Consider the following 14,147-nt stretch of genomic DNA (forward strand, 5'->3'; position numbering starts at 1 on the left):
CCTCGCCACAGGTCAGAAAGAAGGCGCTTGCCGCCGCCGCTTCCACTGACTCAGCCGCTGCTGCAGGTTCAACGGGCTATGAATCTGTTGCTGCCGCGCGCGGCTGAACAAAATCAGCATCAGCTCCGCCGTCGCCAAGGCATCGGCGCTGGCGTTATGCCGTTCGAAGACCTCCAGCTTGAACCAGTCGATCCACTCATCCAGCCCGGCCTCGCGAAAGTGTGCCTGGGGACAAAGCAGCGGGGCGATGTCTGCCACGTCCAGAAACGGATGCTGCAGCTTGTAACCCAGATGTTCTTTCAGTGCGCGCCCGAGCATGTGCTGATCGAACGGCGCATGAAACGCCAACACCGGGCTGTCGCCGACAAATTCCATGAATTCGAGCAGGGCCTGCGCGGGGTCGCTGCCGGCGGCAATGGCGCTCGGACCCAGCCCATGAATCAGCACGCTGGGGCCGAGTTTGAGTTCGGTGCATTGCAGCGTGCGCTCGAACTGCTGGCTGAAGTCGATCGCGCCGTCCTCGATCACCACGGCCCCGATGGACAACAGCCGATCCTTGTTCAGATTCAGCCCGGTGGTTTCCAGGTCGAGCACCACCCAGCGTTGCTCGCGCAGGCTGCAGTCGCTCAGTTGGGCCACGGCCGGCAAGCGATCCAGACGGTGTTGCAGTTCGCCGGGCAAAACGGGACTGGCCGGGCGCAGCCATGAAAACAGGCTCATAACTGATACCGCAGGGTCAGGCTGCTTTGCAGGCGTTGGGCCTGGCGCAGGGATTCACGCAGGATGCGTCGGTCCAGATGATTGAGGCTGTCGGGATCGACCCGGTTGGAGTAGGGCAAGTTCTCACGGGTCTGTAGCTGATGTTGCTGCATGCGGGTTTGCTGGATGAAGTGATACGCCTCTTCATAGGCCGCGCCGTCCAGCTGATCGATGACCTCTTTTTCCACCAATTGGCGAAAACGCTCCAGGGTGTTGTTGGCGTCGATGCCGTGGGCCAGGGCCAGCACTCGCGCGCCGTCGACGAATGGCGTCAGGCCCTGGAGTTTCAGGTCGAGGGTGGCTTTCTCGCCATTCTTGCGCGCCAGGACGAATTCGCGGAAACGTCCTACGGGCGGGCGGTTGCGCAGGGCGTTCTCGGCCATCATGCGCTGGAACAACCGGTTGTCGCCGACCTGATCGAGAATGCCCCGGCGCAGTTGCTCGCAGCCTCGCTCATCGCCCCAGACCACGCGCAGATCGAAATAGATACTCGACCCCAACAGGTTTTCCGGGGTCGCCTCGCGGATAAATGCCGCAAAGCGTCGTGCCCACTCGATCCGGGACAAACACAGCTCGGGGTTGCCGGCCATGATGTTGCCTTTGCACAAGGTAAAGCCGCACAGCGCCAGGCTCTGATTGACCTGCTGGGCGATGGGCAACAACTTGCCGCGAATTTCGGCGGCGTGGGCCGCATCGCGAGCTTCGAACAGAATGCCGTTGTCCTGATCGGTGTGCAGCGTCTGCTCGCGGCGGCCTTCGCTGCCGAAGCAAAGCCAACTGAACGGCACACCGGGATCACCTTTCTCCGCGATGGCCAGTTCGATCACCCGGCAGACGGTGTGGTCGTTGAGCAGGGTGATGATATGGGTGATCTGCGTCGAGGACGCGCCGTGGGCTAGCATCCGCTCGACCAATTGGCCGATTTCGCCGCGGATCGCCACCAGGTTTTCCACCCGCTGGGCGCTGCGAATGGTCCGCGCCAGGTGCACCAGATCGACCCTTTGCAGGGAAAACAGGTCACGCTCCGAAACCACGCCACACAGGCGCTGGTCCTTGACCAGGCAGACGTGGGCGATGTGTCGCTCGGTCATGGCGATAGCTGCGTCGAAGGCACTGTGGTCCGGCGACAGGAAAAACGGCGCCCGGGTCATGTGCCGCTCGATGGATTCATTGAAATCGCTGGTGCCGTTGGCCACCACATGCCGCAAATCGCGCAGGGTGAAAATGCCCAGCGGCGCCTTTTGCTCATCGACCACCACAATGCTGCCGACTTGCTGATCGTGCATCAGCGTCACCGCTTCACGCAGAGGTGTGATCGGGCTGCAGGTTACCGGGTGACGCATGGCCAATTCGCCCAGCCGGGTATTGAGCGAGTATTGGGTGCCGAGGGTTTCCACGGCTTTTTGCTGGACTTGCTGATTGACCTGGTCCAGCAAGCTGCTGACACCCCGTAGGGCAAAGTCGCGGAACGGATTGGACAGTGCGAACAGTTTGATGAACGCGAGCTTGTTCAGCTGTAGGCAAAAGGTATCTTCGGCCGCCAGATGTTCGGTGCGGGTTGCACGTTCGCCCAGCAGCGCGGCAAGGGGGAAACACTCGCCGGTGGTGATTTCGAAAGTGGTTTCGGTGCCGCCCTTGGCCGTGTGCGGGCGCTCCCCCACGACCCGGCCCTGTTTGACGATGTAGAAATGCTCGATCGGGCCATCGGCAGGTTTGATGATGCTTTCGCCGGGGGCATAAAAACGCAGCTGACATTGCTCGACCAGATAGGCCAGGTGAGCGTTTTCCATCTGATTGAAGGGTGGGAAGCGCTGCAGGAATTGCAAAGTGCCCTGGATGTTCTGCAACACCGCGGTTTTCCCTGCCTGGGTGAAGGCGTCCGCTTTACTCATAACCATTACCGCAGTCTTTTTCTGATTGTTGTGTCGGATCGTTGTTTCAGATCGTTCCAGGCATGGTCGACCCCTGCGGGCAGGGTGCCCATTGGACGTAAGTCTAGGTAGGCAGTGCAGCGGCCGGAATATGGGAAATGTCTGACACAACGGTGGGAAAAACCTCCTACATTGTCTATTGGAAAAGATTCCGACGAAGTGCACATTGAAGTCAGCTGAGCGATGTCTGACACCCTGTGTCAGGGATCGCATTGAAAACGTTGAGAACGCCATGTCCGACCACGATATTTTGAGTGATGCCGAGCGCGAAGCGCTCAGCGCCGTCATGCTGGAACCAGACTTGCCGCCGCAGCGGGTGCTGATCGTCGATGACGATAAGGATGCCCGCGAATTGCTGTCGGAAATTCTGGGGCTCGATGGCATTCACTGCATGACGGCGGCCAGTGGCGAAACGGCGCTCAAAATGCTGGAAGAGAAGCCATCGATCGGTCTGGTGATTACCGACCTGCGGATGGGGCACGTCGATGGCCTGGAACTGATCCGCCAAGTGCGTGAGTCGGCACGTGCGGCATTGCCGATCATCATCGTTTCCGGCGACGCCGACGTGAAGGATGCGATCGAAGCCATGCATTTGCACGTCGTGGACTTTTTGCTCAAGCCCATCGATAGCGAAAAATTGCTTGAATTGGTCAAGCATGAGCTGGGGATGGATCTGTAGCGCGGACTTCCAGGTTGGCAGCTTTTGTGGCGAGGGAGCTTGCTCCCGTTGGGTTGCGAAGCAGCCCCAAAAACTGCGATCCCAATGTCCCTGATACACCGCATACACCGGATTTACGACTGCTGCGCAGTCGAGCGGGAGCAAGCTCCCTCGCCACAGGGGACCGCAGCGTGTCTAGTCCTGAAACAGGTGTGAACCTATTTCAGGACTAGACAGCGTAAATGAAAAAGCCCTGATCTCTCGATCAGGGCTTTTTCACGTCCGGCATCAGCGTTTACTCAAAGGCCATTGGCAGCTTTGAACTCGCGACGACGACGGTGCAGAACCGGCTCGGTGTAGCCGTTCGGCTGTTTAGTGCCTTCGACCACCAGCTCGACCGCCGCCTGGAAGGCGATGTTGCTGTCGAAGTTCGGTGCCAGCGGGCGGTACAACGGGTCGTTGGCATTCTGACGGTCAACCACCGGCGCCATGCGCTTGAGGCTTTCCATCACTTGCGCTTCGGTAACGATGCCGTGGCGCAGCCAGTTGGCGATGTGCTGGCTGGAAATACGCAGCGTCGCACGGTCTTCCATCAGGCCGACGTCGTTGATGTCCGGCACTTTCGAGCAACCTACGCCCTGGTCGATCCAGCGCACCACGTAACCGAGAATGCCTTGGGCGTTGTTGTCCAGTTCGTTCTTGATCTGTTCCGCAGTCCAGCTCGGATTCACAGCCAGCGGGATAGTCAGGATGTCGTCCACCGAAGCACGCGCACGTTTGGCCAGTTCGGCCTGACGGGCGAACACGTCGACCTTGTGGTAGTGCAACGCGTGCAGCGCAGCAGCTGTCGGCGATGGAACCCAGGCGGTGTTGGCACCGGCCAATGGGTGAGCGATTTTCTGTTCCAGCATGGCGGCCATCAGGTCGGGCATGGCCCACATGCCTTTACCGATCTGGGCACGACCTTGCAGGCCGGTGCTCAAACCGATGTCGACGTTCCAGTTCTCGTAGGCACTGATCCACTTCTCGGCCTTCATGTCGGCCTTGCGCACCATCGGGCCGGCTTCCATGGAGGTGTGGATTTCATCGCCCGTGCGGTCGAGGAAACCGGTGTTGATGAACACTACGCGCTCGCTGGCAGCCTTGATGCAGGCCTTGAGGTTGACCGTAGTACGGCGCTCCTCGTCCATGATCCCGACTTTCAGCGTATTGCGCGGCAGGCCGAGGACGTCTTCGATGCGACCGAACAGCTCGTTGGTAAACGCGGCTTCTTCCGGGCCGTGCATCTTCGGCTTCACGATGTAGACCGAACCGGTACGGCTGTTCTTGCGCGAGCTGTTGCCGTTGAGGCTATGGATCGCCGCGAGGCAAGTCACCAGACCGTCGAGAATGCCTTCTGGCACTTCGTTGCCGTCTTTGTCGAGGATCGCGTCAATGGTCATCAGGTGACCGACGTTGCGCACGAACAACAGCGAGCGACCGTGCAGGCTCAGTTCGCTGCCATCGAGAGCGGTGTAGGTGCGGTCGGCGTTCATGGTGCGGGTAAAGGTCTGACCGCCCTTGGAGACTTCTTCCGACAGATCGCCCTTCATCAGGCCGAGCCAGTTGCGGTAGATCACCACTTTGTCATCGGCATCGACGGCGGCGACCGAGTCTTCGCAGTCCATGATGGTGGTCAGCGCGGCTTCCATCAGGATGTCTTTGACACCGGCCGCGTCGGTCTGGCCGACCGGGGTGCTGGCGTCGATCTGGATTTCGAAGTGCAGGCCGTTGTTCTTCAGCAGGATCGCGGTCGGAGCCGCTGCATCGCCGTGGAAACCGATCAGTTGGGCATCGTTGCGCAAGCCGGTGTTGCTACCACCCTTGAGGGCGACAACCAGTTTGCCGTCAACGATCTTGTAGCCGGTGGAATCGACGTGGGAGCCGGCAGCCAATGGCGCGGCTTCGTCGAGGAACGCACGGGCGAAGGCAATAACCTTGTCGCCACGTACCTTGTTGTAGCCTTTGCCCTTTTCCGCGCCATCCGCTTCGCTGATGGCGTCGGTGCCGTAGAGCGCGTCATACAGCGAACCCCAGCGGGCGTTCGAGGCGTTGAGCGCGAAGCGCGCGTTCATCACCGGCACCACCAACTGTGGGCCGGCCATGCGGGCGATTTCGTCATCGACGTTTTGTGTCGTTGCCTGGAAATCGGCCGCTTCTGGCAGCAGATAACCGATGTCTTGCAGGAAGGCTTTGTAGGCCACCGCATCGTGCGCAACACCTGCACGAGCCTGGTGCCAGGCATCAATGCGAGCCTGGAAATCATCGCGTTTGGCGAGTAGGGCTTTGTTCTTCGGTGCCAGGTCATGGATGACCTTGTCGGCACCGGCCCAGAACGTGTCGGCGGTGAGGCCGGTACCGGGAATGGCTTCGTTGTTCACGAAGTCGAACAGGACTTTGGCGACCTGCAGGCCACCGACTTGAACGTGTTCAGTCATTGCTTGCCTCACTCTGCTCAGCTATTTCGCTTTTCAGCTCTTCAATTTAACAATGAAGCCTCTGGCCATTTAAACCACAAACCCTTCTACCAGTACATGCCATTGCTGGCGGCTGGGTTCGTTCCGATCAACGGCATTGCGGCCTTGCTGACGGGGCTTTCAGGGTTGCGAGTGTGCCTGCGGCAGACATCGATCCAACGTTATGTAGTGCGCGCTGCGGCATACTACATGATGAATTGCGGTTGTGAAAATTAGACTAATTACGTCGTTCTGCGACCCCATGACGCATTGCAGTCATGTCGGGGGACGGGATGTTCTCAAAAAACTATTGGATTGTTCCAGCTAAATATAAAAACTTGTACACATAATCTTCGATGCCCTGCTATGGGGCATTGCCTTTGTGGCGAGGGGGCTTGCCCCCGTTCGGCTGCGAAGCAGTCGTAGATCGCCTGATGCGAACACGCTGGAGAAACTCAAGGGGCCGCTTTGCGACCCAACGGGGGCAAGCCCCCTCGCCACATCCAGCCCCTTGCCTATACTTGCCTTTCCATAACAAAAGTCATGACAAGAGGGCTGCGCCATGGACCATCTCGTACTCACGGTATTCGCCCCGGACAAGCCTGGGCAGGTCGAGCGCATTGCCCAATGCATTGCCGAGCATGGCGGCAACTGGCTGGAGAGCCGAATGTCGCGCATGGCCGGGCAGTTCGCCGGGATTCTTCGGGTAGGCGTACCGGCCGAAGCCTACGATGAACTGGTAGACGCCCTACAGGGACTGTCGACCCAGGGCATCCGCGTGATGATCGCCGAAAGCAGCATCGAACAATCCTGCACCTGGAAGCCGATTGCCATGGAACTGGTGGGCAATGATCGTCCGGGCATTGTGCGGGACATTACGCGTCTGCTGAGTGAGCAAGGGGTGAGCCTGGAGCGGCTGGTGACCGAAGTGCGTCCGGCGCCGATGAGCAGTGAGCCGTTGTTCCATGCCGAAGCAATCCTCGCGGTGCCCCTGACTTTGTCGCTGGAGGTGCTGCAATCGCGCCTGGAAACCCTGGCGGACGACCTGATGGTCGAATTGGTACTGCGCAGCGAACCTTGAACAGGTTATCCAAGTTATACGTGCACCTGCCTGTGGATAACCTGTAGAGACACCCCGCCAGCCCACGCCGGCCGGGGCTCTTCAGGATCTGATCAAAAAACCAGCAGTTTCAGTGACTTGCGCACAAACGCCGGGGATCACGTTGTGGATAACCTTGGGAAGGATGGATGCAGGCCACGGGAGACGTGGCCTGTAGAGATTTGTACGTTTTCTGATCAACTGCGGCGGCGCAGACTTATCCACGCGTCGACGCTGTAAACCGCCAGACCTGCCCAGATAAAGATGAACGCCACCAGCGTGCTGGACGACAAGTGTTCGCCAAACAGCAGTACGGCTTGCAACAGCACCAGCGTCGGCGCCAGGTACTGGAGAAATCCGAGGGTGGTGTAGGGCAAGTGCCGTGCGGCGGCGTTGAAACACACCAGCGGCACCAGCGTCACCGGACCGGCGGCTACCAGCCACCAGGCTTCGGAGCTGGTCCAGAATGCGGCTTGCGCGCTGGTCGCCGTCGGGTTGAACAGCAGCCAGGCGACAGCAATCGGCACCAGCATCCAGGTTTCCACCACCAGCCCCGGCAACGCCTTGACCGGTGCCTGCTTGCGGATCAGGCCGTAGAAGCCAAAGGTCAATGCCAACACCAGCGACACCCACGGCAGGCTGCCGACCTGCCACACTTGCTGCGCGACACCGACCGCCGCCAGCCCCACCGCGATCCACTGCATGCGCCTTAGCCGTTCGCCGAGGATCAGCATCCCCAGCAGCACGTTTACCAACGGGTTGATGTAGTAACCGAGGCTGGCCTCAAGCATGCGTCCGTTGTTCACCGACCAGACGTAAGTCAGCCAGTTGGCCGCGATCAGCGTGCCGCTCAGGGCTAGGATCGCCAGCCGCCGTGGATTTTCACGCAGCTCACGCCACCAGCCGGGATGTTTCCAGACGAGCAACAGCAAGGCGCCGAACAACGCGGACCAAAGCACTCGGTGGATGATGATCTCCACGGCGGGCACGCTGGCGATGGCTTTGAAGTAGAGCGGGAAAAGTCCCCAGATGATGTAGGCACTCAGGCCCAGGATGTACCCGCGACGCAGGTTGGCGGCTTGCATGAGAATCCTTGCTTAGGCAGCTAACAAAGAAGGGATTGTATAGATGTGTGGCCTTTTTTGTAGGAGCGAGGCTTGCCCGCGAAGAACGATGACTCGGTATGTCAGGCAAACCGCATTATCGTTCTTCGCGGACAAGTCGGATCGCCGCACCGCTCGCTCCTACAGGGACGCGGTGTTTAGAAGAGTTTCAATGGCTCTTCATTCAGTGCCGCCAATTGCTCACGCAACGCCAACACTTGATCGCCCCAATAGCGCTCGGTGCCGAACCACGGAAAGCTGCGAGGGAAGGCCGGGTCGTCCCAGCGACGGGCGAGCCAGGCGCTGTAGTGCATCAACCGCAAGGCGCGCAGCGGTTCGATCAGTGCCAGTTCCCGCGGGTCGAAGTCGTGGAATTCGCTGTAGCCGTCCATCAGTTCCGACAGTTGCCCCAGACATTCCTGGCGGTCACCCGCCAGCATCATCCAGATATCCTGCACCGCCGGGCCCATGCGGCAGTCGTCGAGGTCGACGATGTGGAACATTTCATCGCGGCACATCATGTTGCCGGGGTGGCAATCGCCATGTATGCGGATGTTCTGGTGTGGCGTGGCCTGGTAGACCTCTTCCACGCGCTTGAGCAAGTCGCGGGCGACGGACTCGTAGGCCGGCAGCAGACTGCGCGGTACGAAATTGCCTTCGAGCAAGGTGGCCAATGAGTCGTGACCGAAGTTTTTCACCCCAAGCACTTCACGGTGTTCGAACGGTTTTGTAGCGCCGACCGCATGCAGACGACCCAGCAGTTGGCCCAGGCGATACAGCTGATCAAGGTTGCCTGGCTCCGGTGCGCGACCACCCCGGCGCGGGAACAGGGTGAAACGGAATCCGGCATGTTCGTGCAGGCTTTCATCGTTGTGGATCAGCGGCGCGACCACCGGTATATCGCACTCGGCGAGTTCGAAGGTGAATTGGTGTTCTTCGAGAATCGCTTCGTTGGTCCAGCGCAACGGACGGTAAAACTTGGCGATCAGCGGCTCGGAGTCTTCGATGCCGACCTGATAGACACGGTTCTCGTAGCTGTTGAGCGCCAGAATACGGGCGTCGCTGAGAAAGCCGATGCTTTCGACGGCATCGAGCACGAGGTCTGGGGTGAGGGTTTCAAACGGGTGGGCCATGCTGACTCCTGCGCGCGGCAGGCTGCCGCGTCCGGCCAAGCATGGTAGCGCAGACGGGGCCTCTTTAGGGGGTGGGCTTGAGGTAAGTGTGGTTTGGGCTGACGCTTTCGCGGGCAAGCCTTGCTCCTGCAGTAGGCGCGAGACTTGCCGCGAAGAGGCCCTGTCAGGCGCCGACGATTCCGCCATCCTCGCGGGTAATCGCCATCACCGAAGACCGCGGCTTGCCATTGGGCAGGTGTTCAGGGAATGTCGACCCGCCGTTTTCCCCCGGATGCTGAATCCCGACAAACAAGGTCTTCTGATCCGGCGAGAAGCTGATCCCCGTCACCTCACAGCCCACCGGCCCGACCATGAAACGGCGGATCTCACCGGTTGCCGGGTCGGCGCACAGCATCTGGTTATTGCCCATGCCCGCGAAGTCGCCCGCATTGCTCGTGTCGCCGTCGGTCAGAATCCACAAGCGTCCGGCCTTGTCGAAGCCCAGGCCGTCCGGGCTGTTGAACATGTTCTGCGGGGTGATGTTTGACGAGCCGGCCTTCGGCGTGCCGGCGTGGACGCCCGGGTTGCCGGCGACCACAAACAGGTCCCAGGCAAAGCTATTCGAACCGTGATCGTCGCGGTCGGTGCGCCAGCGCAGGATCTGCCCGTAGACGTTCTTCTCGCGTGGGTTCGGGCCGCCCACCGGTTGGCCTTCTTCGCCGCGCTTGGCGTTGTTGGTCAGGGTGCAATAGACCTGGCCGTCCTTGGGGCTGACGACGATCCATTCCGGGCGGTCCATGCGCGTGGCGGTTACCACACTGGCTGCGAGACGTGCATGAATCAGCACTTCGGCCTGATCGGCAAAGCCGCTGCTGGCGTCGATGCCGTTTTTGCCGTGGGTCAGTTCGATCCACTGGCCCTGGCCTTTCGGATGATCGGCGCTGCCGTCGCCCGCATCGAAACGCGCCACGTACAAGGTGCCGTGGTCCAGCAGATCGCGGTTGGCTTTGGGGTTTTTGTGGTTGATCTTGTCGCGGCTGACGAATTTATAGATGAACTCGCCACGTTCGTCGTCGCCCATGTACACCACGGCGCGACCGTCGTTGGTTTCGGCCAGGGCAGCGTTTTCATGTTTGAAGCGGCCCAGCGCGGTGCGTTTGACCGGCGTCGATTGCGGATCGAACGGGTCGATTTCCACCACCCAGCCGTGGCGGTTGAGTTCGTTGGGATTTTTCGCCAGGTCGAAGCGTGGATCGTGTTGATGCCAGTTGATGTCTTTGCTGGTTGCCACTGCGCCGTAGCGTTTCTGCGCGGCGTCGAATTTTTGCTCGGCATTGCTGCTGCCGAAGCAGTCGGTGAAGTTCTCTTCGCAGGTCAGATAAGTGCCCCACGGCGTTTTGCCGTTGGCGCAGTTCTGGAAGGTGCCGAGGACTTTCTTGCCGTGTTTGTCGGCACTGGTTTTCAGCAGATCGTGACCCGCTGCGGGGCCGCTCAGTTTGATGGGCGCATTACCGTGAATGCGCCGGTTGTAGCGCGAGCCCTGGACGAACTGCCACTGGCCGTTCTTGCGCTGCACTTCGATCACTGACACGCCTTCGCAGGCCAGGGCCTTGCGCACATCTTCCGCCGATTGCGGCATGCCGCCGTGGGGGTAGAGGTAGCGGTAATTGGTGTATTCGTTGTTGATCGCCATCAGCGCCCGGTCTTTGTCACCGGGGAATTCGAACAGGCTCATGCCGTCGTTGTTGTCGCCGAACTGGACTTCCTGCGCCTGGGCCGTGCCGTTACCGCTAGGATCGAATGCCGGGCCATTCTTTTGCAGCGGCTGGCCCCAGCTAATCAAAACCGAGGACTTGTAGCCCGGCGGCAGGGTGATGGTATCGGTCGTGGCGACGGCAATGCTGTCGAAGCCCAACAGTTTGCTGGAACCGGCGCTGACGCTGGCGGCCAGCACGCTGCGACTCAACAGGTTGCCACCGAGAAACATCGCCGCACCGCAGAGGGCGCCGGCGCTGATGAAACCACGACGGCTGAGGCCGACCATTTTTTCGAGGTCGGTGGGTTGGTTGTCTTCTAATAGGCTCACATCAGGCTCCCTGCGGGTTTTTGCAGCCACCTTAAGGGCGGTTGATGAAGCTTTTGTTGCAGCGCCTGCAGGCTAGAGCGGTGTACCCAGCAGGATGTTCGATGGCGCGAACTGCACCTGCACCGGTTTACCGGCGGCAAGCCCGAGGTTTTTCAGGTGCAGCGGCTCGGCCAGGGCGCAAAGTGTCTGGCCATTGGGCAGGCCGATGCGCACTTCGCTGGGGCTGTCTTCAGCGTCGAGGATTTCTTCGATCGTGCCCTTCAGGCAATTGTTGCCATGTGTTGCAGCTTGATCGATGCCAAGCAGTTCCAGCCAACCGGCCTTGATCAGTGCGACCACTTCGGTACCCGTTTCCAGCTCCAGGCGCAGGGTGCTGTCGTGAGTGATCTGCGCGTCAATGAGCAAGCCTTCGGCCAGTTCAAGGCGGATCCGGTCGTTGCGCCCCTGTGCATCGATCGCCACGACCTTGCCGTGCAATTGATTGCGCGCGCTGGTTCTGAGCATCAGCCGACCGAGCAAGTCCAGGTCGCTGGCCTCTTCGGCGGCTTCCAGAACCTGAGCCTGCAACGCTTGCAGCTTTTGATACAGGCGCAACACGCGCTCGCCTTCGCTGGACAATTTGGCGCCACCGCCGCCCTTGCCACCAACGCTGCGCTCCACCAGTGGTTTCTGCGCGAGGTTGTTCAGCTCGTCGATGGCGTCCCACGCGGCCTTGTAACTCAGGCCGGCGCTTTTTGCGGCGCGGGTGATCGAGCCCTGTTCGGCGATGTGTTGCAGCAACGCGATGCGCTGCGGACGACGGACAATGTGCTGGGACAACAACGTAGGCAAGGACATGGCAAGGCGCTTTGGGCTGTGGCGATGGATGGGACGTTGGCGACTTGGCGTGCGGGAGTCAAGTCAGGCCCCATCGCCAGGTTTGGGGGTACGGGCCAGGCAGTAGACGTCGACCCGCGTCGCACCCGCCGCCATTAACAGCCGGGCCAGGGCCTGTGCGGTGGCGCCGGTGGTCAGCACATCGTCCACCAGTGCGAAGTGGCGACCTTTGACCGAAGCCTCGGGCGCCAGGGCGAAGGCGTGGCGCAGGTTCTTTTTACGTGCATCGGCATTAAGGTCTTGTTGCGCGCTGGTGTCCTGAGTCCTCACCAACAGCGTTTCATCACAAAGAATGTCGAGGCCGGCACTGAGCCAGCGGGCGAGCATCACCGCCTGGTTGAAACCCCGCTGTCGCAGCCGCTTGGGGGCCAGCGGTACCGGTATCAGCGCGTCGGGCCGATCCAGATCTTCATCGAAGCGATGTTGCAGGAACTGAGCAAGAAGTTCGGCGAGCAGGCGGCCAAACGGCCATTTTGCGCTGTGCTTGAAGCGGGTGATCAAACTGTCGACGGGAAAGCTGTAAGTCCAGGGCGCGGCGACTCGCTCGAAGGCTGGCGGTTGTTTCAGGCATTGGCCGCACGTCAGACCGGTGGCGGGCAAGGGCAGGGCGCAGGTGTGGCATTGGTCGTCCAGCCAGGGCAGCTCGGTTTCGCAGGCCATGCAGATCGGTATGGTGTCGTCTGCGACCTCTGAGCAGAGCAAACAGGATTGTTTGTTTTTTAACCAGATGTAAACCGGTCCTTCGTATCGTGGTTGACAGTGCATGAGTCTTCCTTAAATATGCCGAACATCCGTGTCGCGTCTGTGGGCATTCCATTCCCCAGTCGCTTGCCAAGCATAACCAAGGAATCGCCCATGAGCGCCAGCACCACTGCCACCCTGCGTCACGACTGGTCTTTGGCTGAAGTCAAAGCACTCTTCGTTCAGCCATTCAATGACCTGCTGTTCCAGGCGCAGACGGTGCACCGCGCGCATTTCGACGCCAATCGCGTCCAGGTTTCCACCCTGCTGTCGATCAAGACCGGCGCGTGCCCTGAAGATTGCAAATATTGTCCGCAGTCGGGTCACTACAACACTGGCCTGGAAAAAGAAAAGCTGATGGAAGTGCAGAAGGTCCTCGAAGAGGCTGCTCGCGCCAAGGCGATCGGTTCGACCCGTTTCTGCATGGGCGCGGCGTGGAAACACCCGTCGGCCAAAGACATGCCTTACGTGCTGGAGATGGTCAAAGGCGTGAAAGCCATGGGCCTGGAAACCTGCATGACCCTTGGTCGTCTCGATCAGGACCAGACCGTCGCCCTGGCCGAAGCCGGCCTGGACTACTACAACCACAACCTCGACACCTCGCCGGAGTTCTACGGCAGCATCATTACCACCCGCACTTACAGCGAGCGCCTGCAAACCCTGGCCTACGTGCGTGATTCGGGGATGAAGATCTGCTCCGGCGGCATTCTCGGCATGGGCGAGTCCCTCGACGACCGCGCCAACCTGCTGATCCAGCTGGCCAACCTGCCAGAGCATCCAGAGTCGGTGCCGATCAACATGTTGGTGAAAGTCGCCGGCACGCCGCTGGAAAATGCCGACGACGTCGATCCGTTCGACTTCATCCGCATGCTCGCCGTTGCACGCATCCTGATGCCGAAATCCCACGTACGCCTGTCCGCCGGTCGCGAAGCGATGAACGAGCAGATGCAGGCTCTGGCGTTCTTTGCCGGCGCCAACTCGATTTTCTACGGCGAAAAACTGCTGACCACCGCCAACCCGCAGGCAGACAAGGACATGCAACTGTTCTCGCGTCTGGGCATCCTGCCGGAAGCCCGCGAAGAGCACGCCGACGAAGTGCATCAGGCCGCCATCGAACAGGCACTGGTGGAGCAGAAGAGCAGCGAGCAGTTCTATAACGCTGCTGTTTAACCCACGCAAAACCCTGTAGGAGCCTGCTTGCTGGCGATAGCATCACCACGGTCTGTCTGATGACCGTGGTGATGCTATCGCCAGCAAGCAGGCTCCTACACTCTGATCTTCGAGGCC

Annotated in this window: 11 protein-coding genes; 3 read left to right on the forward strand and 8 right to left on the reverse strand. The window is 60.3% G+C overall.

From position 1 onward, the window contains the following. Window positions 1–12: 12 nt before the first annotated feature. Window positions 13–720 carry a 3'-5' exonuclease gene (locus AC07VO_RS09300; protein ID WP_018928808.1) on the reverse strand — a complete coding sequence of 236 codons (708 nt, stop codon included), beginning with the start codon at window positions 718–720 and terminating at the stop codon, window positions 13–15. Continuing rightward, a complete protein-coding gene (locus tag AC07VO_RS09305) occupies window positions 717–2,657 on the reverse strand; it encodes a putative nucleotidyltransferase substrate binding domain-containing protein (protein WP_018928809.1) in 1,941 nt (646 codons plus the stop codon). Before AC07VO_RS09305 ends, AC07VO_RS09300 begins: the two co-directional genes overlap by 4 nt. Window positions 2,658–2,922: 265 nt before the next feature. Between AC07VO_RS09305 and AC07VO_RS09310 the strand changes: the two genes are divergently transcribed. Next, the gene (locus tag AC07VO_RS09310) at window positions 2,923–3,369 is read left to right on the forward strand and encodes a response regulator (RefSeq protein ID WP_018928810.1); all 447 of its coding nucleotides are present in this window, start codon (window positions 2,923–2,925) and stop codon (window positions 3,367–3,369) included. Window positions 3,370–3,647: 278 nt separating this feature from the next. Here AC07VO_RS09310 and AC07VO_RS09315 read toward each other — a convergent pair whose 3' ends face one another. Next, the gene (locus AC07VO_RS09315; RefSeq protein WP_086944442.1) at window positions 3,648–5,825 is read right to left on the reverse strand and encodes a malate synthase G; all 2,178 of its coding nucleotides are present in this window, start codon (window positions 5,823–5,825) and stop codon (window positions 3,648–3,650) included. A gap of 580 nt (window positions 5,826–6,405) precedes the next feature. On the opposite strand from AC07VO_RS09315, the gene AC07VO_RS09320 reads away from it, so the two are divergent. Then, window positions 6,406–6,924: a glycine cleavage system transcriptional repressor gene (locus tag AC07VO_RS09320; protein WP_007936467.1), complete on the forward strand. Its 519-nt coding sequence runs from the start codon at window positions 6,406–6,408 to the stop codon at window positions 6,922–6,924. Window positions 6,925–7,139: 215 nt separating this feature from the next. On the opposite strand, the gene rarD is transcribed toward AC07VO_RS09320, so the two are convergent. The 5 genes from rarD to AC07VO_RS09345 form a co-directional block, all read right to left on the reverse strand. Then, window positions 7,140–8,027, reverse strand: coding sequence for an EamA family transporter RarD (rarD, locus tag AC07VO_RS09325; protein WP_018928812.1), 888 nt, complete (start codon window positions 8,025–8,027; stop codon window positions 7,140–7,142). Window positions 8,028–8,203: 176 nt separating this feature from the next. Continuing rightward, window positions 8,204–9,178: a serine/threonine protein kinase gene (locus AC07VO_RS09330; protein ID WP_018928813.1), complete on the reverse strand. Its 975-nt coding sequence runs from the start codon at window positions 9,176–9,178 to the stop codon at window positions 8,204–8,206. Window positions 9,179–9,341: 163 nt separating this feature from the next. Continuing rightward, window positions 9,342–11,243, reverse strand: coding sequence for a PhoX family protein (locus tag AC07VO_RS09335; RefSeq protein WP_086944443.1), 1,902 nt, complete (start codon window positions 11,241–11,243; stop codon window positions 9,342–9,344). Window positions 11,244–11,315: 72 nt separating this feature from the next. Then, window positions 11,316–12,080, reverse strand: coding sequence for a TOBE domain-containing protein (locus AC07VO_RS09340; protein WP_018928815.1), 765 nt, complete (start codon window positions 12,078–12,080; stop codon window positions 11,316–11,318). A gap of 63 nt (window positions 12,081–12,143) precedes the next feature. Further along, window positions 12,144–12,884, reverse strand: a complete 741-nt coding sequence (locus AC07VO_RS09345) for a ComF family protein (RefSeq protein ID WP_086944444.1) — start codon at window positions 12,882–12,884, stop codon at window positions 12,144–12,146. 90 nt (window positions 12,885–12,974) lie between these two features. Between AC07VO_RS09345 and bioB the strand changes: the two genes are divergently transcribed. After that, window positions 12,975–14,030, forward strand: a complete 1,056-nt coding sequence (gene bioB / locus AC07VO_RS09350; protein ID WP_008008198.1) for a biotin synthase BioB — start codon at window positions 12,975–12,977, stop codon at window positions 14,028–14,030. Window positions 14,031–14,147 lie beyond the last annotated feature (117 nt).

The organism is Pseudomonas sp. GW821-FHT03E01 (assembly GCF_059420765.1).

Bases quoted from the DNA above. Each gene is read 5' to 3' on its own strand.
- AC07VO_RS09300 (WP_018928808.1), bottom strand. From the start codon at position 720: ATGAGCCTGTTTTCATGGCTGCGCCCGGCCAGTCCCGTTTTGCCCGGC.
- AC07VO_RS09305 (WP_018928809.1), bottom strand. From the start codon at position 2,657: ATGGTTATGAGTAAAGCGGACGCCTTCACCCAGGCAGGGAAAACCGCG.
- AC07VO_RS09310 (WP_018928810.1), top strand. From the start codon at position 2,923: ATGTCCGACCACGATATTTTGAGTGATGCCGAGCGCGAAGCGCTCAGC.
- AC07VO_RS09315 (WP_086944442.1), bottom strand. From the start codon at position 5,825: ATGACTGAACACGTTCAAGTCGGTGGCCTGCAGGTCGCCAAAGTCCTG.
- AC07VO_RS09320 (WP_007936467.1), top strand. From the start codon at position 6,406: ATGGACCATCTCGTACTCACGGTATTCGCCCCGGACAAGCCTGGGCAG.
- rarD (WP_018928812.1), bottom strand. From the start codon at position 8,027: ATGCAAGCCGCCAACCTGCGTCGCGGGTACATCCTGGGCCTGAGTGCC.
- AC07VO_RS09330 (WP_018928813.1), bottom strand. From the start codon at position 9,178: ATGGCCCACCCGTTTGAAACCCTCACCCCAGACCTCGTGCTCGATGCC.
- AC07VO_RS09340 (WP_018928815.1), bottom strand. From the start codon at position 12,080: ATGTCCTTGCCTACGTTGTTGTCCCAGCACATTGTCCGTCGTCCGCAG.
- AC07VO_RS09345 (WP_086944444.1), bottom strand. From the start codon at position 12,884: ATGCACTGTCAACCACGATACGAAGGACCGGTTTACATCTGGTTAAAA.
- bioB (WP_008008198.1), top strand. From the start codon at position 12,975: ATGAGCGCCAGCACCACTGCCACCCTGCGTCACGACTGGTCTTTGGCT.